General features: G+C 41.3%; 24 protein-coding genes. 10 read left to right on the top strand and 14 right to left on the bottom strand.

Annotated elements, in window-relative coordinates:
• Positions 1-187: 187 nt before the first annotated feature.
• The 11 genes from HMPREF0848_RS08295 to HMPREF0848_RS08245 all read right to left on the bottom strand — a co-directional run bounded on the left by HMPREF0848_RS08295 (position 188) and on the right by HMPREF0848_RS08245 (position 10539).
• On the bottom strand, positions 188-751 hold the full coding sequence (locus HMPREF0848_RS08295) for a TIGR00730 family Rossman fold protein (protein WP_002889158.1): 564 nt from the start codon (positions 749-751) through the stop codon (positions 188-190).
• 64 nt (positions 752-815) lie between these two features.
• Positions 816-1169, bottom strand: coding sequence for a 30S ribosome-binding factor RbfA (rbfA, locus tag HMPREF0848_RS08290; protein ID WP_008535931.1), 354 nt, complete (start codon positions 1167-1169; stop codon positions 816-818).
• A gap of 98 nt (positions 1170-1267) precedes the next feature.
• The gene (gene infB, locus HMPREF0848_RS08285) at positions 1268-4105 is read right to left on the bottom strand and encodes a translation initiation factor IF-2 (RefSeq protein WP_008535930.1); all 2838 of its coding nucleotides are present in this window, start codon (positions 4103-4105) and stop codon (positions 1268-1270) included.
• 18 nt (positions 4106-4123) lie between these two features.
• Positions 4124-4426 carry a YlxQ-related RNA-binding protein gene (locus tag HMPREF0848_RS08280; protein ID WP_002889162.1) on the bottom strand — a complete coding sequence of 101 codons (303 nt, stop codon included), beginning with the start codon at positions 4424-4426 and terminating at the stop codon, positions 4124-4126.
• On the bottom strand, positions 4419-4715 hold the full coding sequence (rnpM, locus tag HMPREF0848_RS08275) for an RNase P modulator RnpM (protein ID WP_008535929.1): 297 nt from the start codon (positions 4713-4715) through the stop codon (positions 4419-4421). The genes HMPREF0848_RS08280 and rnpM overlap by 8 nt, the downstream gene beginning before the upstream one ends.
• Positions 4716-4735: 20 nt before the next feature.
• Entirely contained in the window at positions 4736-5926 is a 1191-nt protein-coding gene (gene nusA / locus HMPREF0848_RS08270) for a transcription termination factor NusA (protein ID WP_002889164.1), read from the bottom strand.
• 65 nt (positions 5927-5991) lie between these two features.
• Positions 5992-6465: a ribosome maturation factor RimP gene (gene rimP, locus HMPREF0848_RS08265; RefSeq protein ID WP_008535928.1), complete on the bottom strand. Its 474-nt coding sequence runs from the start codon at positions 6463-6465 to the stop codon at positions 5992-5994.
• A 150-nt stretch (positions 6466-6615) separates the two neighbouring features.
• A complete protein-coding gene (gene lytR / locus HMPREF0848_RS08260) occupies positions 6616-7869 on the bottom strand; it encodes a glycopolymer--peptidoglycan transferase LytR (RefSeq protein WP_008535926.1) in 1254 nt (417 codons plus the stop codon).
• An 8-nt stretch (positions 7870-7877) separates the two neighbouring features.
• Positions 7878-8399, bottom strand: a complete 522-nt coding sequence (locus HMPREF0848_RS08255; RefSeq protein ID WP_008535924.1) for a GNAT family N-acetyltransferase — start codon at positions 8397-8399, stop codon at positions 7878-7880.
• Positions 8392-8835 (bottom strand): tRNA (adenosine(37)-N6)-threonylcarbamoyltransferase complex ATPase subunit type 1 TsaE, encoded by a 444-nt coding sequence (gene tsaE, locus HMPREF0848_RS08250; protein ID WP_008535919.1) that lies wholly within the window; start codon positions 8833-8835, stop codon positions 8392-8394. Before tsaE ends, HMPREF0848_RS08255 begins: the two co-directional genes overlap by 8 nt.
• 282 nt (positions 8836-9117) lie before the next feature.
• On the bottom strand, positions 9118-10539 hold the full coding sequence (locus HMPREF0848_RS08245; RefSeq protein ID WP_002889169.1) for an NCS2 family permease: 1422 nt from the start codon (positions 10537-10539) through the stop codon (positions 9118-9120).
• 205 nt (positions 10540-10744) lie between these two features.
• Between HMPREF0848_RS08245 and HMPREF0848_RS08240 the strand changes: the two genes are divergently transcribed.
• The gene (locus tag HMPREF0848_RS08240) at positions 10745-11557 is read left to right on the top strand and encodes a Cof-type HAD-IIB family hydrolase (RefSeq protein WP_008535915.1); all 813 of its coding nucleotides are present in this window, start codon (positions 10745-10747) and stop codon (positions 11555-11557) included.
• A gap of 46 nt (positions 11558-11603) precedes the next feature.
• Here the strand turns inward: HMPREF0848_RS08240 and HMPREF0848_RS08235 are convergent, their stop codons facing one another.
• Positions 11604-12335, bottom strand: a complete 732-nt coding sequence (locus tag HMPREF0848_RS08235; RefSeq protein ID WP_008535913.1) for a cyclase family protein — start codon at positions 12333-12335, stop codon at positions 11604-11606.
• Between the two features lie 378 nt (positions 12336-12713).
• Between HMPREF0848_RS08235 and HMPREF0848_RS08230 the strand changes: the two genes are divergently transcribed.
• The 9 genes from HMPREF0848_RS08230 (at position 12714) to serS (ending at position 20880) form a co-directional block, all read left to right on the top strand.
• Positions 12714-13721, top strand: a complete 1008-nt coding sequence (locus tag HMPREF0848_RS08230) for a PTS sugar transporter subunit IIB (protein ID WP_008535911.1) — start codon at positions 12714-12716, stop codon at positions 13719-13721.
• Between the two features lie 17 nt (positions 13722-13738).
• Positions 13739-14539, top strand: a complete 801-nt coding sequence (locus HMPREF0848_RS08225; RefSeq protein ID WP_002889174.1) for a PTS mannose/fructose/sorbose transporter subunit IIC — start codon at positions 13739-13741, stop codon at positions 14537-14539.
• A gap of 15 nt (positions 14540-14554) precedes the next feature.
• Positions 14555-15469 carry a PTS system mannose/fructose/sorbose family transporter subunit IID gene (locus HMPREF0848_RS08220; protein ID WP_002889176.1) on the top strand — a complete coding sequence of 305 codons (915 nt, stop codon included), beginning with the start codon at positions 14555-14557 and terminating at the stop codon, positions 15467-15469.
• A gap of 12 nt (positions 15470-15481) precedes the next feature.
• The gene (locus tag HMPREF0848_RS08215; RefSeq protein WP_008535906.1) at positions 15482-15868 is read left to right on the top strand and encodes a DUF956 family protein; all 387 of its coding nucleotides are present in this window, start codon (positions 15482-15484) and stop codon (positions 15866-15868) included.
• A 264-nt stretch (positions 15869-16132) separates the two neighbouring features.
• On the top strand, positions 16133-17125 hold the full coding sequence (locus HMPREF0848_RS08210) for a PTS sugar transporter subunit IIB (RefSeq protein ID WP_002889177.1): 993 nt from the start codon (positions 16133-16135) through the stop codon (positions 17123-17125).
• A 67-nt stretch (positions 17126-17192) separates the two neighbouring features.
• On the top strand, positions 17193-18011 hold the full coding sequence (locus HMPREF0848_RS08205; protein ID WP_008535905.1) for a PTS mannose/fructose/sorbose transporter subunit IIC: 819 nt from the start codon (positions 17193-17195) through the stop codon (positions 18009-18011).
• Positions 18012-18025: 14 nt separating this feature from the next.
• Positions 18026-18937, top strand: a complete 912-nt coding sequence (locus tag HMPREF0848_RS08200; RefSeq protein ID WP_002889179.1) for a PTS system mannose/fructose/sorbose family transporter subunit IID — start codon at positions 18026-18028, stop codon at positions 18935-18937.
• Positions 18938-19018: 81 nt separating this feature from the next.
• Entirely contained in the window at positions 19019-19393 is a 375-nt protein-coding gene (locus HMPREF0848_RS08195; protein ID WP_002889180.1) for a DUF956 family protein, read from the top strand.
• Positions 19394-19602: 209 nt separating this feature from the next.
• Complete coding sequence (serS, locus tag HMPREF0848_RS08190; protein ID WP_002889181.1) at positions 19603-20880, top strand: serine--tRNA ligase; 1278 nt, start codon at positions 19603-19605, stop codon at positions 20878-20880.
• 227 nt (positions 20881-21107) lie between these two features.
• Here serS and HMPREF0848_RS08185 read toward each other — a convergent pair whose 3' ends face one another.
• Positions 21108-21749 carry a hypothetical protein gene (locus tag HMPREF0848_RS08185; RefSeq protein WP_008535904.1) on the bottom strand — a complete coding sequence of 214 codons (642 nt, stop codon included), beginning with the start codon at positions 21747-21749 and terminating at the stop codon, positions 21108-21110.
• Between the two features lie 63 nt (positions 21750-21812).
• Positions 21813-23123: a ribosome biogenesis GTPase Der gene (gene der, locus HMPREF0848_RS08180; RefSeq protein ID WP_008535902.1), complete on the bottom strand. Its 1311-nt coding sequence runs from the start codon at positions 23121-23123 to the stop codon at positions 21813-21815.
• Between the last annotated feature and the right edge of the window lie 20 nt (positions 23124-23143).

Here is a 23143-nt window from a genome sequence, read left to right as displayed (position 1 = left end):
GATTATGAATGTTACTCACAGATGATGAGGAAAATTAATTAAATTACTAAAATTACAAACATCATTATATACAAAATTATTGTTTTTGTTAAGCCTTTTGGGTGATTTTCTGAAACTTACACGAATGTTCATCTGATTATAAAAAGTCCTTCCACTTAAATGCAGAAGAACCTTTCTTCACCGATACTTACCTATAACGTCGCAATTGAGGTGGGGTATAAGACTGAACAAAGGCCTCAATTTCAGCAAAATCATCTGTAAAGAGGAATTTTGCAGCCGTTTCAGCCTCTAAAAAATCATGAGCAACCATGGTATCTAACATGGCCTTCATAGCATCATAATAGCCGTTGAGGTTAAAGAAAACACAGGGTTTGTCCAGCTTACCCACACGAGCAGCAGCAATGGCTTCTGAGATTTCTTCAAGTGTCCCGAGACCTCCTGGAAGGGCGATAAAGAGCTCACCCTGCTCTAACATAGCTGTCTTGCGCTCTGCCATCGTTTCTACTATCGTCATTGAGGTCAATCCCTCATAAGCAATTTCTCTATCCTTAAGAAATTGCGGCATAATCCCATGAACCTGTCCACCATTTTCCAAAACAGTATCACCAAGAACCCCCATAAGACCCATCTTACTACCACCATAGACTAAGGTATGTCCATTTTTAGCAATCCAGCGACCTAAGGCAATTGTTGCCTCCTTAAAGCTTGGACTATCTCCCATATTAGCACCCAAATAGACTGTAACTTTCATCGAAGTCCTCCTTTTTATTCTATTATAACGCAAAATTCCTGCCATAATTGACAGGAATGTTATCTTAATCTTTACGCTCCAAATTACGAAGCATTTCATCAATTTTATTACCGTATTCGATAGATTCATCCTTGATAAAGGTCAAATCTGGGATCTTATACATGGTCAAATTTTTACCAAGTTCACGTTTGATGGTACCAGTCGCCTTTTCAAGTCCTGTTTGGGCCTTTTGACTATCTGATGCCAAGTTTGAATGAATGGTATAAAATACCTTTGCAGCTGACAAATCGCCAAGCATTTGCACATCGGTAATGGTTACATCTTGAACACGTGGATCACGAACCTTCTTTTGAAGAATTTCGTTGACTTCACGTTTAATTTCCATCCCAACACGGTCTATACGAAATGAATTTACCATAGTCTCATCCTTTCATTTTCTTATAATGGAACAAAAGCCAGGCCTGATGACCTAGCTTTGTTTCCTAAGTCAGCTCTTTCTGAGAAATCTGACAAAAATTAACGTTTGATTTCTTCCATGATGTAAGCTTCAATAACGTCGTCAACTTTAATATCGTTATAGTTTTCAATCATCAAACCACCCTCTTGAGCGTTTCCGACTTCTTTAACATCATCTTTAAAGTGTTTCAAACTTGCCAATTTACCATCGAAAATAACAACACCATCACGGATGACACGGGCACTTGATTCACGAGTAATTTTACCACTAGTAACCATGAATCCACCGATTGTTCCGACTTTAGAAACTTTGAAGGTTTCACGAATGATTGCTTCACCAAGGATTTTTTCTTCAAATTCTGGATCAAGCATCCCTTTCATAGCATCTTCGATTTCTTCAATAACCTTATAGATAATGCTATGAAGACGAATTTCAACTTCATCAGTTTCTGCTTGTTGGCGAGCTTGAGGGGTAGGGCGAACGTTAAATCCGATAACCACAGCGTCTGAAGCTTCCGCAAGTGTAATATCAGATTCATTGATAGCACCTACCGCTGAGTGAACAACGTTCACACGAACGCCTTCAACATCAATCTTAAGAAGTGATGCTGCCAAGGCTTCAACAGAACCTTGTACATCGGCCTTGATGATAACATTAACAGTCTTCATTTCACCAGCTTTAAGGGTATCAAAGAGGTTATCCAGACTAACACGGTGTGTTTGTTGACGTTGCTTCATAAGAGCACGTTTTGCACGTTCTTCACCAGCCGCACGGGCTGCTTTTTCATCTTCATATACGGCAAAATGGTCACCCGCCATAGGAGCTTCATTCAAACCAGTAATGGAAACTGGTGTTGATGGCGCTGCAGTCTTAATACGACGACCAAGGTCATTAGTCATAGCACGGACACGTCCGAAGGTGTTACCAACAACGATTGGGTCTTGAACATGCAAGGTACCTTGTTGAACAAGGAGGGTAGCAACTGCACCTTTACCTTTGTCCAAACGAGCTTCGATAACAGTACCGATAGCACGAACACTTGGATCCGCTTTAAGCTCTTCCACTTCAGCCACAAGAAGAACGGTTTCAAGCAATTCTTCAATGTTTTGTCCAAATTTAGCTGAGATTTCAACAAACTCGCTATCGCCACCCCAAGCAGTTGAGATAACGCCATGCTCTGCTAATTCACCGATAACACGTTCTGGGTTAGCACCTGGTTTATCAATCTTGTTAATCGCAACAATGATTGGAACACCAGCAGCCTTAGAGTGGTTGATGGCTTCAATCGTTTGTGGCATAACACCATCATCCGCTGCTACAATCAAGATAGTAATATCTGTAACAGAAGCACCACGAGCACGCATAGATGTAAAGGCCGCGTGTCCAGGAGTATCAAGGAAGGTAATTTTCTTACCACCCTCTTCAATTTGGTAGGCACCAATGTGTTGTGTGATACCACCAGCTTCTCCAGTCGCAACACGTGAGTTACGAAGGGTATCAAGAAGGGTTGTTTTACCATGGTCAACGTGTCCCATGATAGTAACAACTGGTGCACGTTCTACCATAGCATCTTTGTTAAGGTAATCTTCATCAACAAAGAAACGTTCGATATCAGCATTGTCAACTTCTTCTTTCTTGGTTGCTTCAATGCCATAGTCAACCATCAACAACTCAATGGTATCTCCATCCAGAGATTGGTTTTGAGTTGCCATAACACCCATCATGAAGAGTTTTTTAACGATTTCAGCTGGCTCACGTTTAATACGTTTTGCGATTTCTGCAACCGTCATACCCTCAGTGTATTCGAATTCTTTTGGCAATTCATGGAATTTACGCTCGGTTACTGGTTTTGGAGCCGAATTACCACGGTTGTTTTTACCTTTTTTATTTTTGTTTTTGTTCCAGTTACTATTTCGTTGATTTCTCACTTGGTTTTGATTATTCCACTTATTATTTCTTGTTTGCTTAGGTCCATCTTCATTCTCGCGACGATTATCACGTGATTTATCAGGACGTGCCTTTTTACGACGTGTATCTTGTGCTTGTGCAGCTGGGGCTGGTTGAGCAGCCACCGGAGCTGGTTTGGGAGCTGGCTTAGCTTCAGCAACTGCTTTTTGAGCGGCTACTTCTGCCTGATGCTTCTCTTGTCTTGCCTTTTCCTGCTCTTTTGCACGACGTTGTTCTGCAGCTTTTTCTTCACGGAAACGTGTTTCACTTTGACGTGAATACTCTGCATTTTGCTCTGCCTTCAAGGCTGCTGCACGCGCTTTAAAGTCAATACGTGGTCCTGCCTGATTGTTACGGGCAGCATCATTACGCTTATTTCGACCTTGATCATTGCGCTGTTTAGCTTGGAAATTACGGTCACGATTATTTTTGTTATCACGGTTTCCGTTATTACGGTTTCCTTGACCATTTCCATTTTGGTTACGACGGTCATTATTGTGACGTTTACCTTGATCGTTACCTTGTTTATTGCGATTACGGTTACGGTTGTCACGACCACCACCATTTTGGCGACGCTCTGCTTCTGCTTTAGCACGTGCTTCACGTTCTGCCTTAAAGTTACGACTTTGTGGCTTTTTCGGCGTCACAGGAGCTTCTTTAGCTTCAGCCTTTACGGTTTCCTTAGCAGGAGCTGGTTTGGACGTCGTAGCCTTTTCAGCTTTTGGCGTAACCTTTTCTTTCTTAGGAGTTGGTGCTACTTTTGGAGCAGGCTTACTCTCTGCCTTAGCTGTGCCTCCTTTTAAACTTGAAGTGATACGATTAGCATCAGCTTCTTCAACTGATGAGGAGTGGCTTTTAACAGAAAGCCCTAGTTCTTGCGCCTTTGCGACAACAACCTTACTTTCTACACCAACCTCTTTTGCGATTTCATATAATCGTTTCTTTGACACGTGATGCCCTCCTATTCTTTAGTCCATAAGAGTCCTCATTTTCTTTGAAAATCCAGCATCAACCACAGCAACCGTTTTTCTCGGTTTACCAATAGCCATGCTTAATTCCAGTGCGTTAAACACTGTGGAGAATTCTATATTATAGTAGTTACATTTATCAGTCATCTTTTTAGTCACATTACTACCAGCGTCATTGGCAAGAAAGACTAATCTTGCCTTTCCTGATTGAACTGCCTTGATGACAAGTTCTTCGCCAGAAATAAGTTTTCCAGCCCTTTGCGCTAGTCCCAGTAAATTGGACAATTTTTCTGTGTTATTCAAGACCTAACTCTCTTCTTTTGACCTTGTGATCCACATAGGCGATAAGTTCATCGTAAAAACTTTCAGGAACTTCCATTGAAAAACTATGGTTAAAAGCTCGTTTCTTTTTAGCTTGGAGAGCTTCCTCATTATCTAATTTAATATAAGCTCCTCGGCCATTTTTCTTTCCTGTTGGATCAATGAAAATCTCACCATCTTTAGTTTTCACAATACGGAGCAAATCTCGTTTATCAATGATTTCTCCTGAGACAACTGATTTTCGTAAAGGTATTTTTCGTGTTTTAGCCATCAAACACCTCTAAATTCTTCTTATTCTGCTTCTGTTACTTCTTCTGTTGTGACTTCAACAGGTGTAGTTTCTTCTGCAACAACCTCGTCTACAACTTCTTCTGTAGCAGCCTCAGCTTTTTCAGCTTCAAGAGCTTCATATTCAGTAGCTGACTTGATATCAATACGATAGCCAGTCAAGTGAGCCGCTAAACGAACGTTTTGTCCACGACGACCAATCGCAAGTGACAATTTATTATCTGGAACAACAACTGTCGCACGCTTGCTATCATTTTCGTCAAAGAGGACATAGTCCACTTCAGCAGGTGCAATAGCGTTGTAGATAAACTCAGCTGGATCTTCAACCCATTGAATAACATCAATGTTCTCTTCAACAGGAACTTCAATACCTGTCTTAGCATCCAAACGTGTTGGATGGAAGCGGCTGACCACCTTTTTGATATTACTTCCACCACGTCCAACAATGGTACCAATGGCATCAACGTTAGGGTTATGGCTACGAACAGCAACCTTAGTACGATCACCAGCTTCACGAGACACGCTCATGATTTCTACCGTTCCATCAAATACTTCAGGAATTTCTTGTTCCATAATACGTTTGATGAACTCAGGATGGCTACGGCTTACAAAGACGTTAACACCTTTTGGATTATTTTCCACTTTATAAACATAGACATCGATCACATCGTGAGACTTAAAGCTTTCGCCAGGAATTTGATCTTGACGTGACAATTGAGCCTCAAGAGTCCCGAGATTGACATAAATGAAACGTTGGTCAAAGCGTTCAACTGTTCCTTGCATGATTTCACCTTCATGTTGTTTGTAGTCATTATAGGTGATTTCACGCATTTGCTTACGCATTTTTTCCATGATGGTTTGCTTAGCAGATTGCGCTGCCACACGACCAAATTCATCCACTGACTCTTCGAAACGAATCTTATCACCGAGTTCGTAGGCAGAGCTAATAGCAAGCGCATCCTTAAGACTGATTTCCAAGCGGCTATCAAAGACTTCGTCTACAACTTCACGAACAGTATAAACTTGGAAATCACCTGTTTTTTCATTAAATTCAACAACAGCTGATTCTGATTGACCATAACGACGCTTGTAAGCTGATTTAAGCGATTCAACCACAGCTTCGATGATATCATCCTTGTTAATGTGTTTTTCTTCTTCCAAGACACGGAAGGCTTCTAGCATTTCTTTGCTCATATTTTTTGTCGTTTTAGCCCTTCAAAGGCAAAACTGGCATCCTTTCTTTATTTACACTAAGAGTTCTAGAGTTTGACTGCCAAACGAGCTTTAGCAACTGTTTGATAGGGAATCTCAACAGTTTTATGGCGAGTCTTATCAAGATAATCAATTGTTAGGGTTTCCCCATCAAAGGCCACCAAGTCACCTTGGAAAATCTTAATCTTATCAATAGCCTTGTAAAGACTAACATTGATATACTGACCAACAGCATTGGTCAAAGCTTCTTTGGTCTTCAAGGGACGCTCTAACCCTGGACTAGATACTTCCAGCATGTATTGATCCGGAAAGGGATCAGGCTGAATAGTATCCAAGAGAGGACTGATAATTTCAGTCAGGTCTGCAGTATCTTCGACAGTAATACCACCTGGCTTATCAATCAAAACGGACAAGACATAGTCACTGCCAAGCTTTTCATACTCGATATCGACCAATTCGTAGGGCTCAGGAATAGCTGGTGCTACGACAGCCGTCACGAGATCAACAATTTTTTGTGACATTATGACCTCCTTACATACACAAGAGACGAAGTTTCTACTCCGCCTCTCTTTCATTATTTTCCTATATTATAGCATAGCTCATAAACCATTGCAAGGAATAACCATATCACAAGATAGACATAAGAAAAAGGATGGGAATTCCCAATCCTTCTATTGCGTCGCCGGAGCAGAACTATAAGTAGTCACACCAGAACCACCATTATTGTAAGTGGCACTTGCCGTACCTTGATCCTGAACATAGCTACCTGTTGTACCACTATAATTACTGCTATAAGTGGTGTTCCCACCATAAGTATTTACTGAAGCACTACCCGCTCCCTCTACTGTAGCACCCTCATACACTCCAGAGGATTCATTAGAGGCTGCACTTGATTTCGAATTAACGAAACTATCAGATCCATAACTTGATGCTCCTGAGCCAGAGAGAACCAAGGACGTCTTAAGATTAGACTCAGAAACCTTTTTCTTACCGACTTCTTTTCTAATACGGTTCTGTACTTTCAGGATATCTTCAGTTGAAGCCATTTGATAGCTTCCACCATTAATCATGGCATCCGAACCAGCCAACTGATAAGACTTAATATTTTTAAGGGCATCACTATAACCCATCAAACTACGGAGAGTATCTGTATCACCAAGTTCAATACTTGTTTGCACATTTGAGCTCACAGCTGATAAGATTTTTTTGTAGGAACCAATAGAGTCCATCTTCAAAATCTTGGCAACAACCTTCTGAATAACCTCACGTTGACGTTTTTGACGACCATAGTCACCATCAGGGTCATCATAACGCATACGTGAATAAACCAAGGCTTGTTCACCATTAATTTTGTGGGTTCCTGGCTCAACTTTTGCCTGAAATTCTGGTTCATTCTCTGCAATCGAAATTGGAAAATCGAAATGATTGGTTACTTCAATACCACCTACGGCATTAACCAGATCTATCATCCCTTGCATATTAATCAGTGCATAATAGTCAATATCAATGTCTAAAACCTTTTGAATCGTCGAGATAGCCAAGTCGGCGCCCCCCTCAGCATAGGCTGCATTCAGTTTGGCTTGTCCCGACCCCTCTATATCCGTTAACAGGTCACGTTCTAGACTGGTCATGGTTGTCTTCTTAGTCTCAGGATTCACCGTCACCAAAATCATGGTATCAGAGTTCCCTTCCCAGGTTTCCTTACGTTCTTTAGACCCCGTATCTACCCCCATTAACAAGATAGTTATCGGTTTAGTCTGTTGAATCGCCTTGCTATTACCTGTGGTTGCCTTAGACATCCTAAATGTCTTTGACAATTCACCAGTCGCATAGTTGTAGGTTGTCGTTAGGTAAATACCCGCAGCTACTACAGTAGTGGCAAAAATCGCCAACAACATTAATAAAATTTTTCGTCCAAGTTTCATATTTTTTCCTAATCTATAAGTTTAGCCATAAGGTAAACGTCTAGAAATTCTCCATTTTTAGTTCTGGCACCACGTTTCTTAGTGCCTTCGATGTCAAATTCAAATTTACGATAGAGGTGAACTGCCCGTTCATTACGTGCTTGAACCGTCAACTCTAAACGACGAATAGCCGGTGTATGATTGGCCCAATCAATCATTAATTCCATAAGAGACTGACCAACACCATGTCCCCAATAAAGCTTAGAGACCGCAATAAAGACATCACCGATATGACTGGTTTTAGTGTCTTGGTCAGCAGTAACATTGCAAACACCAATGACCTCATGGCCTAATTTCGCCACTAAACAAATTTCGTTAGTCACATTTTGGCGACTATCAATATAAGACGCTAACTGTCCAGCACTCAGGACAGAACTCCTATCATCCTGGGCTAGAAAGTCTGACTCCAAGGCCACTGTCTCAAGCAATGAAGCCAACGAAGTTGCATCTTCTCTTTGGGCTTCTTCAATGACTAATTCTTGCTCAGCCATTTAATATAGCCTCCTGAATTTCTTGGCTTCTCGGTCCAAAAGCTTCGAACGTCAACTGTCGTCCATCACCATGATGAGCTATCGAAATCAAGAGATAATCCCCTAAGAGATCCTCATCCAAGAGCTCACCCCACTCGATAATCGTTACGCCGTCGCCATATAGAAAATCATCCAAGTCAATAGAATCTGGATCATCGCCTATACGATATACATCTAAATGATATAGTGGCAAACGTCCTTCATACTCCCTAACGATAGTGTAGGTCGGACTTTTAATCATCTGTGAAATATTTAAACCTTTGGCAATCCCCTTCGTTAAAGTGGTTTTGCCCGCTCCCAGATCACCTGAGAGAACAATTATATCACCAGAATTGAGCAGGCTACCAATGTTTTGGCCAATGCTTATCAATTCCTCTTCATTTCGACTGTAAATCATGTTTTCATTATATCAAAAAATAAAAATATGGACTAGAATCCGCTGTAAATTTCCAGTAAAATCATGCAAATAATGACCCCTCTCAACCGCAAGTGCAGAGACGACACACTAATTAAAAACTTATCTTAGCTTTATTTAGCACTCATAAAATTAAATCCCAAACATCTACTTGTCTTGATTTCAATTTCCTTTAAAAAACAGACTTAAAAATAGGAAAATCGTGCTTCACAAGAAAACTAAAAAAGCCCGACACAAGTGCCAGACTTTTGTATGATTCAAACTTTAGAGCACAGCCATACTGATAAAATTAAGGATAAATAGGATATCCAAAATCCACATAATGAGGTGAACATCCTTAGCTTGACCTTTAACAATTTTCACCAAAGTATAAGTAAGGAAACCAGCTGCGATACCGTAAGTAATACTGTATGAGAATCCCATAAAGATTGACGTGAAGAAAGCTGGAATAGCTTCAGACAAATCTTCCCAATCAACACCCTTAAGGTTAGACAACATCATAATACCTACAATGATAAGGATAGGTGCTGTCGCTGCACTAGGAACAATTGAAACAAGCGGGCTAAAGAAGCTTGAAATGGCAAAGAGGACGGCAACCACAAGGGCTGTTAAACCAGTACGTCCTCCAGCACCAATACCTGCTGCAGATTCAATATAGGTTGTAACGTTTGAAGTCCCTGCAACGGCACCGATACTTGTACCAACAAGGTCCGAGTAAAGAGCACGGTCAAGAGCTTTTGATTCGTTGTTATCACCCGTTGAAGCAATGATACCTACTTTTTCACCAGTACCAATCAAGGTACCGATAGTATCGAAGATATCAGTCAATGAAAAGGCAAGAATAGCCATTAGGACACCTGGCAAACGAGAGATATCTGAGAAGAGTGACCCCAAGCCCTTAGAGCCAAGCGCTGCACCAAAGACCTTACCAAGGTCTTTAAATGAAGATGACAAGCTAGCCGCATGCCAGTCAATTGCGCCAAGATCAACAACACCTGCAAAAATAGCAATGACTGTTGTTGCGAGGATTGAAAGAAGAACACCCCCACGAATACCTTTAACAATAAAGATAATAGCAATCACAAGACCAATTAGACCTACAATAACCGTAGGATTATTGAAGGCTACCAAACCTGGTGTAGCTGATGACGAGGCTGTAATAGAAGCATTGGCCATATCAGCACCTTTACCAGCAACTGTATAAGTATGAGGGTTAATTGAGAATTTCAAGAAACCAGCATTCTTAATCCCTACATAGGCAAGGAAAATACCAATACCTGCTGAAATGGCAGACTTGAGCGCTGTTGGGATAGATGCAATGATCATCTTACGTACTCTAGTTACTGTGATAATCAAAGAAATAACACCACATAGGAAGACCATAGCCAGAGCCTCTTGCCAAGTGTAGCCTAGTGAGAAGACTACTGTATAGGTAAAGAAGGCGTTAAGTCCCATACCAGGTGCTTGAGCATAAGGTAGGTTAGCGTAGAAGGCCATCATCAATGTCCCTGCAACCGCACCAATGATTGTCGCCAAGAAGACACCTTGTGCAGGCATCCCTGTTTGCGCCAACATGGCAGGGTTAACAAAGAGGATGTAGGACATGGCAAAGAAAGTTGTCAATCCGGCAGTAACTTCTGTACGGACATCAGTACCATGTTCTTTCAATTTGAAAAACTTTTCCATGAAAGTTTAGACTCCTTAATAAAAATATTGTCAAAATCCGAATAATTTCGGAACATTCTCATAGAATGCAACGTTACTATTCTACCGAAAATCATTTGACGGTGCAAGGTTTATTTCCTAAGAGTTTTATTATGAAAAACCGAACATTCTTTTAGATACTTTTCTTAACTTCCAACAAAGCATAGATTTCTGCTATAATAAGGATATGACTAAGAAATTGATTGCATTAGACCTTGATGGGACGCTGTTGCGCCCAGACGGGACTATTTCAGAATTTACAAAAAAAACGATTAAAGATGTACAAGAAAAAGGACACCAAATCATCATTGCTACTGGTCGTCCTTATCGTATGGCCATTGACTACTACAAGGATTTGGGGTTGGAGACACCACTCATTACCTTTAATGGCTCCTTAACCAACCTTCCTGACAGAGAATGGAATTATGAACACTCTGTTAAATTAGATAAAAAATATCTGATTAACCTTTTAAAACGCCAAGATGAGCTACAAATGGATTTTCTTGCGAGTGAATACCGTAGGCATTTCTATATCACCATGAAATATCCAGAACGTATTCAACCGGAACTCTTTGGCGTTGATAAAATCATCGAGTCCATGCGTTTAGAACCTCATAAAATCACGAGTAACCCTAATGCACTCCTTATACAGACACGTCATGAAGACAAGTATCAACTGGCTGATGACATCAAAAATGACTTTAACAGGGAAATTGAAGTTGATTCTTGGGGTGGGCCACATAACATTCTAGAGTTCTCCCCTAAAGGTATTAACAAAGCCTATGCCCTAAACTATTTGATAGAAACCATGCGCAAATCGACAGATGATTTGATTGCCTTTGGTGATGAGCACAACGATACCGAAATGTTAGCTCTTGCCAAAACGGGTTATGCCATGAAAAACGCAAGCTCCATTCTTCTCCCCCACGCTAATGAACAAATTGAGTGGACTAATGAAGAAGACGGCGTTGCCCGCAAACTCCAAGAACTCTTCCTATAAACAACAAAGACACCGAAAATTTCTTCGGTGTCTTTTCTTCTGATGATTAAGGTAAAATAGCCACTGCACGCACTGGTGAACCAGTTGCCTTATCCCAATGCGGAAAGGCAATCGAAATCAAGGCACCGACAGCTGGAACTTGATCCAATTGGTTCAAAACTTCTACTTGATAGATATTTTGTTCCAAGAGATAATATTCATTGACGAAGCCATGCTCTGCTGCTGGAATACCTGCATCGGTATCAAAGGTTTCATGACCCACAGCCTTAACATGGCGTTCATGAATCAAGAATTCTAGAGCTTCACGGCTCCACCCTGGACTTTGTTGAACCCCATTTTCATCCAGGTTACGCATGGCATCTTGATCTGGCCAACGTTTTGACCAATCACTACGGAAGGCGACAAAAGCCCCCTCAGCAATTTGTCCATGCTCTTCTTCAAAGTCTAAGATATCTTGTTTGCTCAAGATAAAGTTTGGATTGGCTGTAACTTCTTTCGATTTGTCGATGACATAAAGTGGCAAGAGAAGGTCTTTAAGGGCAATCTCGTCCAGCCAACGACCGCCTTCTACAAAGTGAATCGGTGCATCAATATGGGTTCCGTACTGCCCTACCACCGTGAATTTTTGAACATGAAAACCATCTTTCAATGTGAAGAGATCTTCTTGTTTCAAGGCTGGAAGAGCTGGAAAGTGTGGACTTTCCGCATTAATCTTGTGGGTCAAGTCTACCCATTTTTTAGCTTGCAATTCTTTATAAATACTTAGTAAATCTGACATAAGGAGGTCCTCTTTTCTTATAGATTTAACATTAAATAGCTAATTGCAGCTATTATAGCAGTCACAAGCAGACGTTACAAGTGTTTATTGTCATTTCACATAATCCCATTTTCTCTATTATGATATAGTTATTAACTATATGTGATTGTTTTTAGTCTGATTCAAACTATAGTTTGCAATATTTTGACGTTTTTTTAAGTTTTTTGACACTTTTTGCACAGAAGTCATTGACATATAAATGAAAACGTTTTACAATTAATCTGTTCTAATTTCGAGGGTCTAAAAAATATTGTTGTCATTTTCATACTAAGGGATGATAATACCAATAATCATTTTTCTATTCCTAAGAAACATTATATTAAAGGAGGAAGAACACTAATGGGTATCGGTATTATTATTGCTAGCCATGGTAAATTCGCTGAAGGTATTCACCAATCAGGTTCTATGATTTTTGGTGAACAAGAGAAAGTTCAAGTGGTTACTTTCATGCCAAATGAAGGTCCTGACGACTTGTACGCTCACTTCAAAGATGCCATCGCTCAATTTGACGCTGACGACGAAATTCTAGTCCTTGCAGACCTTTGGTCTGGATCACCATTTAACCAGGCAAGCCGTATCAAGGAAGAAAATCCTGATCGCAAGATGGTTATCGTGACGGGACTCAACTTGCCAATGCTTATCCAAGCATATACAGAACGTATGGTAGCTGCTGATGCAGGGGTTGAAGAGGTTGTCGCAAACATTTATAAGGAAACTAAAGAAGGTGTTAAAGTCCTTCCAGAAGGCCTTATTCCTGAAGAAGACACTAAATCAGCCGACACCAAACCTTCAATTCCTAAGGGTAGCATTCCCGAAGGAACTGTTCTGGGTGATGGAAAAATCAAATACGTTTTGGCCCGTGTTGATACACGTCTCCTCCACGGTCAAGTGGCAACTGGTTGGACACACTCAACCCACCCTGACCGTATTATCGTAGTTTCTGATACTGTTTGTCATGATAAACTCCGTACAAACATGATTAAACAAGCTGCTCCATCTGGTGTTCAAGTTCACGTTATCCCAATTAAAAACATGGTCAAAGCAAACAATGACCCACGTTTTGGCGATACACGCGCTATGCTTCTCTTTGAATCTGTTGAAGATGCTCTTGCTGCTGTTAAAGCTGGTGTTGACGTTACAGAAATCAACCTTGGTTCTTCAGCTTATAAAGAAGGAAAAGTCAACGTTACTAAGGCTCTTTCATTTGACCAAACAGATGTGGATGCTATCAAAGAGTTGCAATCATTGAGTGTCAAATTTGATGTTCGTGGGGTGCCAAGTGATAGTCCAGCAAACGTTGATGCCTTGATTAAGTCAGCTGAAACTAAATTAGCAGAGAAGAAATAATTTTGGAGGATGCATAAATGAGTTTAGTACAAATTATTTTAGTCGTAATTGTTGCTTTCATCATTGGTTGTAGCTCAGTTAACGACCAAATCGAAACTTACCAACCAGTTGTGGCTTGTTCCCTTATTGGTTTGGTTACTGGCCACCTCGAACTCGGCGTTATGTTGGGTGGTAGCTTGCAGTTGATCACTATGGGATGGGCTAACGTTGGTGCTGCCATGGCACCAGACGCTTCACTTGCCGCAGTAGCTTCTACCATTATCCTTATCTTGGGTGGTCAAGGAGCTAAAGGGATTGGTCCTGCCATCGCCCTTGCAGTTCCATTGGCTGTTGCCGGTCTTGCCTTGACAATGTTTGTCCGTACTGCCACAGTCTTCATCGCTCACGCTATGGATAGTCGTGCTGAAGCAGCTGATATTGCTGGAATTGAAAGATGGCACTTTATTGGTATGGCCCTCCAAGGTCTCCGTGTTGCCATTCCAGCTCTTCTCTTGCTATTGATTCCTGCACACATCGTCCAAACTGGTCTTGAAGCTATGCCTGAATGGTTAACATCAGGTATGACAATCGGTGGTGGTATGGTTGTAGCCGTTGGTTATGCCATGGTTATCAACATGATGTCTAGTCGTGAAGTTTGGCCATTCTTCTTCCTTGGTTTTGCTTTGGCTGCCCTCAAAGAATTAACCTTGATTAGCTTGGGTGTTATCGGTCTCTGTCTTGCCGTGATGTACCTTGCGCTTGAAGCTAGTGGTTCAAATGGTTCTTCAAATGATGGAGGATCAGGTGATCCCCTCGGTGAAATTCTGGAAGACTTTTAATTAGGAGGAAAGAAAATGGCTGATTCAAAAATTAAATTAACAAAAGCTGATCGTTTTAAAGCTTTCTTGCGCTCATACTTTCTTTTAGCTTCATTCAACTATGAACGTATGCAAAATGGTGGTGTGGCTTATACTCTTATTCCTGCAATCAAAAAACTTTATCAATCAAAAGAAGAACGTGCAGCTGCCCTTAAACGTCACTTAGAATTCTTCAATACACAACCATTCATGGCTAACCCAATCTTTGGGGTTACACTCGCCTTAGAAGAAGAACGTGCCAACGGCGCTGACATTGACGACGCTGCTATCTCAGGGGTTAAGGTCGGTATGATGGGACCTCTTGCAGGTGCCGGTGACCCTCTCTTCTGGTTTACCCTTCGTCCAATCTTCCTCTCACTCGGAGCAGGCTTGGCTGTTTCAGGTAATATCATGGGCCCAATCGTTTTCTTCGTTCTTTGGAACGTTATGGTAGCTGCCGTTAAGTGGTATACTCAAGAATTCGGTTATCGTGCTGGTACTGCGATTACGGACGACTTGTCAGGTAACCTCCTTCAACAAGTCACTCGTGGAGCTTCAATGATGGGGATGTTCGTTATCGGTTCTCTTATCCAACGTTGGGTAAGCATCACCTTCACACCAGTTGTTTCTACTGTTAAACAACAAGATGAAGCATTCATTCATTGGGATAAACTACCAAAAGGGATTGCCGGTGTCAAAGAAGCCTTTCTTCAACAAGCTGCCGGTAAATCACTTGAAGCTAACAAGGTAACAACCTTGCAAGATAACTTAAACCAATTGATTCCTGGTTTGGCTGCCCTTGGTTTGACTTTCCTTTGTATGTATCTTCTTAAGAGAAAAGTTTCTCCAATCATCATCATCTTGGGTATCTTTGTCCTTGCTATCTTGCTCCACATCATTGGTCTACTTTAATCGGAGCAAACCATGGTTAAATCGCTCAATACGGAAATGGCTCACACAACTAAGGGAACTTGGTTCCGTGAAGGGCCAATTTACGGAAATATTATGGTCGGTGATAAGGCTTTCGAGTTTTACAATGATACGAAGTTGCAAGACTATGTTCAGATTCCTTGGGATGAAATTACTTATGTGATTGCTGACGTTTACTTTGGCGGTAAATTCATCCCACGCTTTGAAATCCGCACTAAGCAAAATGGACGTTTCCGTTTTGCCAGTCGAAAAAGCAGAACAACCTTAAAAGAAATTCAAAAAAGAATTCCACGTGAAAGCTTAAGAAAAGCTCCTAGCTTTCTAGCTGTTCTCAAACAAGGCTTTAAAAATCTCTTCCGACTCATTGTTAAGAAGAACTAGTCTTTAAATATGATAAAAAGATTATCCAGTCTAATCATTGGATAATCTTTTTTATCATTTCACGCTAATTTCTGATAGTGATTGGTCTGTTTTACATTTTTGTTTCACTAGCTATTGACATTTTAGTGGAAGCGTTTTAGAATATAATTGTTCTTGATTTCTTATGTTCAAAAAGATTGAGAGGCGCTTTTTTTGCCGTCTTAATGAAATCGGAGATAGTCTTTTTAAGCCTAGGAAAAAATATTTTAAAGGAGGAGAACACGAATGGGTATCGGTATTATTATCGCCAGCCATGGTAAGTTCGCTGAGGGAATCCACCAATCAGGATCTATGATTTTTGGGGACCAAGAGAAGGTTCAAGTCGTTACCTTTATGCCAAGTGAAGGTCCTGACGACCTTTACGGCCACTTCAACGATGCCATCGCACAATTCGATGCTGATGATGAAATTCTTGTTTTGGCTGACCTTTGGAGTGGATCACCATTTAACCAAGCCAGCCGTATTGCTGGGGAAAATCCAGATCGTAAGATTGCCATCATCACAGGTCTTAACTTGCCAATGCTTATCCAAGCATACACAGAACGTATGATAGATGCTAACGCTACTGCAGAGCAAGTTGCTGGTAATATCATCAAGGAAGCTAAGGGTGGTATTAAAGCACTTCCAGAGGAACTTAATCCTGTGGAAGAAACAACAGCTGCACCTCAAGAAGCTGCAGCACCTCAAGGAGCTATCCCAGAAGGGACAGTTATTGGAGATGGTAAGCTCAAGATTAACTTGGCACGTTTGGATACACGTCTTTTGCATGGTCAGGTTGCAACTAACTGGACCCCTGCATCTAAAGCAGACCGTATCATTGTAGCATCAGACGATGTTGCTAAAGACGAATTGCGTAAGGAATTGATTAAACAAGCAGCACCAAATGGCGTTAAAGCTAACGTGGTTCCAATTCAAAAATTGATTGATGCTTCTAAAGATCCTCGCTTTGGTAACACACACGCTCTTATCTTGTTCGAAACTGTTCAAGATGCCCTTCGTGCTGTCGAAGGTGGCGTGCCAATCAAAGAACTTAACATTGGTTCTATGGCTCACTCAACTGGTAAAACAATGGTTAACAACGTTTTGTCAATGGACAAAGACGATGTTGCATGTTTTGAAAAATTGCGTGACCTTGGCGTAGCATTTGACGTTCGTAAGGTTCCAAACGATTCTAAGAAAGACTTGTTTGACCTTATCAAAAAAGCAAACGTTCAATAATCTTCATTCGGATACATTAGTTGACTTGCTCAGCTAATCACAACTCAATAGAAAAGGAATTATAACCATGTCAGATATGTCAATTATTTCTGCTATTTTGGTCGTAGTTGTTGCCTTCCTTGCTGGTCTTGAAGGTATCCTTGACCAATTCCAATTCCACCAACCACTTGTTGCTTGTACTCTTATTGGTGCTGCTACAGGTAACCTCACTGCAGGTATCATGCTTGGTGGTTCCCTTCAAATGATTGCCCTTGCCTGGGCCAATATCGGTGCTGCCGTCGCTCCTGACGCTGCCCTTGCATCTGTTGCTGCTGCCATTATTTTGGTTAAAGGTGGTAACTTCACAACTGAAGGTATCGGGGTTGCAACTGCAACAGCTATCCCACTTGCAGTTGCTGGTCTCTTCTTAACGATGCTTGTTCGTACAGCTTCTGTTGCCCTTGTTCACACTGCTGATAAGGCTGCAGAAAACGGAAATATCGCAGGTGTTGAACGTGCTCACTACCTAGCTCTTGTTCTTCAAGGTTTGCGTATTGCTGTTCCTGCTGCACTTCTTCTTGCTATCCCAGCTCAATCTGTTCAACATGCCCTTGGCTTGATGCCTGACTGGCTCAACCATGGTATGGTTGTCGGTGGTGGAATGGTTGTAGCCGTTGGTTATGCCATGGTTATCAACATGATGGCAACTCGTGAAGTTTGGCCATTCTTCGCCATTGGTTTTGCACTTGCAGCTATTAGTCAATTGACTCTTATTGCTCTTGGTGCAATCGGTGTCGCTATCGCCTTCGTTTACCTCAACCTTTCTAAACAAGGTGGCGGTAACGGTGGTGGTGGAACTGCTTCTGGTTCTGGCGACCCTATCGGCGATATTTTAGAAGACTACTAGGAAGGAGTGCTCTCATGGCTGAAAAAATTCAATTATCCAAATCAGATCGTCAAAAAGTTTGGTGGCGCTCACAATTCTTGCAAGGTTCATGGAACTACGAACGTATGCAAAACTTGGGTTGGGCTTACTCACTCATTCCTGCTATTAAAAAACTCTACTCAAAGAAAGAAGATCAAGCTGCTGCCTTAAAACGCCACTTGGAATTCTTTAATACTCACCCTTATGTTGCCGCTCCTATCATGGGTGTTACCCTAGCTCTTGAAGAAGAAAAAGCTAATGGTACTCCTATCGAAGATGCTGCTGTTCAAGGGGTTAAGATTGGTATGATGGGACCTCTTGCTGGTATCGGTGACCCAGTCTTCTGGTTCACAATCCGTCCTATCCTTGGGGCACTTGGTGCTTCTCTTGCTGCATCTGGTAACATTGCTGGTCCACTTATTTTCTTCATCGGTTGGAATATTATTCGTATGGCCTTCTTGTGGTATACTCAAGAACTTGGCTACAAAGCAGGTTCAGAAATTACTAAAGACATGTCTGGTGGTATCTTGAAAGATATTACTAAAGGGGCTTCAATCCTCGGTATGTTCATCCTTGCCGTCTTGGTTGAACGTTGGGTTTCAATCAACTTCATCGTAAATCTTCCTGGTAAGGTACTTTCTAAAGGTGCTTACATTGTATGGCCAAAAGGAAATGTTTCTGGTGACCAACTTAAAACTATCCTTGGTCAAGTCAACGATAAACTCAGCTTTGATAAGATTCAAGTCGATACCCTACAAAAACAATTGGATTCTTTGATTCCAGGTTTGATGGGACTTCTCCTTACGTTTGCATGTATGTGGTTGCTTAAGAAGAAAGTTTCACCAATCACAATCATTATCGGACTCTTTGTAGTTGGTATTATTGCAAGCTTCTTCAAAATTATGTAACAAAAAGAGTAAGAGTTTAGCCGAGCTAAACTCTTTTCTTATGCTATAATAAGGATACTACTATCAAAAAGCGAGAAAAATATGGCACAATCATTAAACAAAACAGTTGAATTGCATACAACAGGCGTCTCCTACATGGCCATCGGAGGTAAGGTGGGGAAGTTTCTAATTGGCGATGTGGCTATTGAATTCTATCCTGATATTAATGTTGAACAATATATTCAAATTCCTTGGACCAGCATCACTCAAATTGGTGCTAATGTGTCAGGAAAGAGGATCAGCCGTCATTTTGAAATCCTAACCGACAAGAGCAAATTTCTCTTTGCTTCAAAGGACTCTGGAAAGATTCTAAAGATTGCAAGGGAACATCTAGGAAATGACAAGGTCGTCAAATTACCAACTCTTCTTCAGACTATTGGCGCTCGTTTCAAAGGTTTATTTGCCAAAAAATCATAATTTTTGTATAATGTTAGGGACGGATAAGTAATAGCTAGACCTTTCCAGAAAGCCTGCGGTTGCTGCGAGCAGGTAGGGTTAACCTACGAAATTCTACCGTTTCATTTAATTAAAGACATAAACAAGTGCACTCCTGTGAAGTTGGATGGAACCGTGGCTCATGTCACTCCAACAGTTTCACTGGGGTGTTTTATTTTTTGGAGGAACCTATGTTAGATGTAAAACGTATTCGTAACGACTTCGATGCCCTTGCTGAAAAATTGGCTACACGTGGTGTCGCTGCTGAAACTTTAAATGAACTAAAAGAACTTGATGTCAAACGTCGTGAACTTCTTATCAAATCTGAAGAACTCAAAGCTCAACGTAACGTTGCCTCAGACGGTATCGCTCAAGCAAAACGTAATAAAGAAGACGCCTCAGAGCAAATTGCAGCCATGCAAAAAGTTTCTGCCGAAATCAAAGAAATTGATGCTGAACTTGCTGCTATCGATGAAAAACTTAACAGTATCGTTGTGACACTTCCAAACACACCACACGAGACTGTACCAGTTGGTGCTGACGAAGATGAAAATGTAGAAGTTCGCCGTTGGGGAACACCTCGTGACTTTGATTTTGAGATTAAACCTCACTGGGATCTTGGTGAAGACCTTGGCATTCTTGATTGGGAACGTGGTGCTAAGGTCACTGGTTCTCGCTTCCTCTTCTACAAAGGCTTGGGAGCAAAATTGGAACGTGCAATCTACAACTTCATGCTGGATGAACACGCTAAAGAAGGCTATACTGAAATGATTACACCTTACATGGTTAACCACGACTCAATGTTTGGTACTGGTCAATATCCAAAATTCAAAGAGGACACTTTCGAACTTGATGGTACTGACTACGTCCTTATCCCAACAGCCGAAGTTCCTTTGACCAACTACTACCGTGGTGAAATTCTTGACGGAAAAGAATTACCAATCTACTTCACAGCCATGAGCCCTTCATTCCGTTCAGAAGCTGGTTCAGCCGGTCGTGATACACGTGGATTAATCCGTCTTCACCAATTCCACAAGGTTGAAATGGTCAAATTCTCAAAACCAGAAAGCTCATACGATGAATTGGAAAAAATGGTAGTTAACGCTGAAAATATTCTTCAAAAACTTAACTTGCCATACCGTGTCATCACTTTGTGTACTGGCGATATGGGATTCTCAGCTGCGAAAACTTACGATTTGGAAGTTTGGATTCCAGCGCAAAACACTTACCGCGAAATTTCTTCATGTTCAAACACAGAAGATTTCCAAGCCCGCCGTGCACAAATCCGCTATCGTGACGAAGCTGATGGTAAAGTAAAACTTCTTCACACTCTTAACGGTTCAGGACTTGCTGTTGGACGTACAGTAGCTGCTATCCTTGAAAACTATCAAAACGAAGATGGTTCAGTAACTATCCCTGAAGTTCTTCGTCCTTACATGGGTGGTGCTGAAGTTATTGCACCAAAATAAATAAATGAATAAACGAGGCTGGGACAATTGTTCCAACCTCGTTTTTATTTTACTTTAAAGCATTAATGCAGTAGCCAACTGAGCTTTTTGTCCACTTTCCGACTCGGGAAAACCCAAGTCAATCTTGTGGGGCTGATATTACGAAAGGGATACCTTTGGAGGCTAATTTAAAATTCTCATTCAAAGCAGTAAGCCCTGTGTATGTATTCTCCTCGTTTACACTATTACTACAATAACTCATTTGTGTCATGACAACTATCATAATAGGGCCTTAATAGTTGAAAGCCTTCCATTAGTTGATCTATCAAGTCAGCCTCAGTCAAGCTACTCGTCACAGGTACATCATATTTAACCAACACCTTACGAACACGACCATCTCTAACTGCTGCTTTAAGCATCTGACGATTCTCTTCAGTTCCTTCTACACGATGACTGACACCATCTTCCTGGGCAAAATAGTATAGAGAGGGGGCAATCGGTAAGTCTAGGACCTTATGTTGCTTAGCTAGAGTGGTGTCTGATTTTTTCCGTTCGACAAAGCTAACCTCAACTGAAATCCCCCATTTTTCAGGCTGACCATAAAGGCGAATCGCCATGGCAACATCGTCTAAACTGTCCTCAGGGGCCCTATAATAGCACCAAAAGTGTGGGCGACATATTTGTGCCTGATTGGCCCAATTACTGACACGATCCACCTTAAAGGGTGCCAAACGCTCCTCTAAAACTTTTGACAAAGTCTGCATTTCCTTACGAGCTGCTTGACCAAGTGCCTTGAGCATTTCCATCTCTTCTTGATGCGGACCCGCTTTTTCAGGTTTGATATACTTAACCCCTTGTTTAGATAAATAAGCTTTAATATTTTCTAACATCATTTCTCCTTACAATGACAAAAGACCAACCCTTAAAGATTCTATTCTGGTTGGTCTCTTTTTTTATTTACGTTTACGAGCAATCAAGTGGATTGGTGTTCCTTCAAAACCGAAAGCCTGACGAATTTGATTTTCCAAGAAACGCATGTATGAGAAGTGCATAAGCTCTTCTTCATTGACAAAGATAACAAATGTTGGTGGTTTAACCGAAACTTGTGTGCCGTAGAAAATCTTAAGACGTTTTCCTTTATCTGTTGGTGTTGGGTTGATGGCAATGGCATCCATAATAACATCATTCAAGACAGCCGATGAAATACGACGGTTTTGACTCTCACTGATGCGTTTAATCATCTCTGGCAACTTGTTAAGACGTTGTTTAGTTTCAGCCGATACAAAGATAATTGGTGCATAGCTCAAAAATTGGAACTGCTCACGGATATCCGCTTCCCAATTGGCAACAGTATGGTTGTCCTTCTTAATCGTATCCCATTTGTTAACTACGATGATAATCCCTTTACCAGCTTCATGGGCGAAACCAGCAATGCGCTTGTCATACTCACGGATACCTTCTTCTGCATTGATAACCATAAGAACAATATCAGAACGGTCAATGGCACGCATAGAACGCATGACAGAGTATTTCTCTGTATTTTCATAAACCTTACCAGATTTACGCATACCAGCGGTGTCAATCATGGTATACTCTTGACCTTCACTGTCCACAAAGTTTGTATCAATGGCATCGCGAGTCGTACCAGCAATTGGGCTGGCAATCACACGGTCCTCGCCCAAAATGGCGTTAATCAAACTTGATTTTCCGACATTTGGACGCCCAATCAAACTGAAACGAATGATGTCTGGATTTTCTTCTTCAATCTCTGTTGGGAGATTTTCAACGATAGCGTCGAGAACGTCCCCCGTTCCGATACCATGAACAGATGAAACAGGATAGGGATCGCCAAGCCCCAAAGAATAGAAATCATAGATATCTGCACGCATTTCAGGGTTATCCACTTTATTGACGGCTAGGATAACTGGCTTATGAGTCTTATAGAGAATACGAGCAACGTACTCATCCGCATCTGTAACGCCTTCTTTACCTGAAACAACAAAGACAATAACGTCTGCTTCAGTCATGGCAATGTCAGCTTGATGCTTGATTTGCTCCATGAATGGGGCATCAACATCATCAATACCACCCGTATCAATCAAGCTAAACTGACGGTTAAGCCATTCAGCAGAAGTATAAATACGGTCACGTGTTACCCCCTCGACGTCTTCGACGATAGAGATACGTTCACCCGCAATTCGGTTAAATAGGGTCGACTTCCCAACATTGGGGCGACCCACAATAGCAACTGTAGGTAATGTCATATGTTTAAGTCCCTAGTTAA

The sequence above is a fragment of the Streptococcus sp. C150 genome (genome assembly GCF_000187445.1).
Taxonomy (GTDB): Bacteria; Bacillota; Bacilli; order Lactobacillales; family Streptococcaceae; genus Streptococcus; species Streptococcus raffinosi.
This window is presented reverse-complemented; position numbering and strand designations above follow the sequence as displayed.

Bases quoted from the DNA above. Each gene is read 5' to 3' on its own strand.
- HMPREF0848_RS08295 (WP_002889158.1), bottom strand. From the start codon at position 751: ATGAAAGTTACAGTCTATTTGGGTGCTAATATGGGAGATAGTCCAAGC.
- rbfA (WP_008535931.1), bottom strand. From the start codon at position 1,169: ATGGTAAATTCATTTCGTATAGACCGTGTTGGGATGGAAATTAAACGT.
- rnpM (WP_008535929.1), bottom strand. From the start codon at position 4,715: ATGGCTAAAACACGAAAAATACCTTTACGAAAATCAGTTGTCTCAGGA.
- nusA (WP_002889164.1), bottom strand. From the start codon at position 5,926: ATGAGCAAAGAAATGCTAGAAGCCTTCCGTGTCTTGGAAGAAGAAAAA.
- rimP (WP_008535928.1), bottom strand. From the start codon at position 6,465: ATGTCACAAAAAATTGTTGATCTCGTGACGGCTGTCGTAGCACCAGCT.
- lytR (WP_008535926.1), bottom strand. From the start codon at position 7,869: ATGAAACTTGGACGAAAAATTTTATTAATGTTGTTGGCGATTTTTGCC.
- HMPREF0848_RS08255 (WP_008535924.1), bottom strand. From the start codon at position 8,399: ATGGCTGAGCAAGAATTAGTCATTGAAGAAGCCCAAAGAGAAGATGCA.
- tsaE (WP_008535919.1), bottom strand. From the start codon at position 8,835: ATGATTTACAGTCGAAATGAAGAGGAATTGATAAGCATTGGCCAAAAC.
- HMPREF0848_RS08245 (WP_002889169.1), bottom strand. From the start codon at position 10,539: ATGGAAAAGTTTTTCAAATTGAAAGAACATGGTACTGATGTCCGTACA.
- HMPREF0848_RS08240 (WP_008535915.1), top strand. From the start codon at position 10,745: ATGACTAAGAAATTGATTGCATTAGACCTTGATGGGACGCTGTTGCGC.
- HMPREF0848_RS08235 (WP_008535913.1), bottom strand. From the start codon at position 12,335: ATGTCAGATTTACTAAGTATTTATAAAGAATTGCAAGCTAAAAAATGG.
- HMPREF0848_RS08230 (WP_008535911.1), top strand. From the start codon at position 12,714: ATGGGTATCGGTATTATTATTGCTAGCCATGGTAAATTCGCTGAAGGT.
- HMPREF0848_RS08225 (WP_002889174.1), top strand. From the start codon at position 13,739: ATGAGTTTAGTACAAATTATTTTAGTCGTAATTGTTGCTTTCATCATT.
- HMPREF0848_RS08220 (WP_002889176.1), top strand. From the start codon at position 14,555: ATGGCTGATTCAAAAATTAAATTAACAAAAGCTGATCGTTTTAAAGCT.
- HMPREF0848_RS08215 (WP_008535906.1), top strand. From the start codon at position 15,482: ATGGTTAAATCGCTCAATACGGAAATGGCTCACACAACTAAGGGAACT.
- HMPREF0848_RS08210 (WP_002889177.1), top strand. From the start codon at position 16,133: ATGGGTATCGGTATTATTATCGCCAGCCATGGTAAGTTCGCTGAGGGA.
- HMPREF0848_RS08205 (WP_008535905.1), top strand. From the start codon at position 17,193: ATGTCAGATATGTCAATTATTTCTGCTATTTTGGTCGTAGTTGTTGCC.
- HMPREF0848_RS08200 (WP_002889179.1), top strand. From the start codon at position 18,026: ATGGCTGAAAAAATTCAATTATCCAAATCAGATCGTCAAAAAGTTTGG.
- HMPREF0848_RS08195 (WP_002889180.1), top strand. From the start codon at position 19,019: ATGGCACAATCATTAAACAAAACAGTTGAATTGCATACAACAGGCGTC.
- serS (WP_002889181.1), top strand. From the start codon at position 19,603: ATGTTAGATGTAAAACGTATTCGTAACGACTTCGATGCCCTTGCTGAA.
- HMPREF0848_RS08185 (WP_008535904.1), bottom strand. From the start codon at position 21,749: ATGTTAGAAAATATTAAAGCTTATTTATCTAAACAAGGGGTTAAGTAT.
- der (WP_008535902.1), bottom strand. From the start codon at position 23,123: ATGACATTACCTACAGTTGCTATTGTGGGTCGCCCCAATGTTGGGAAG.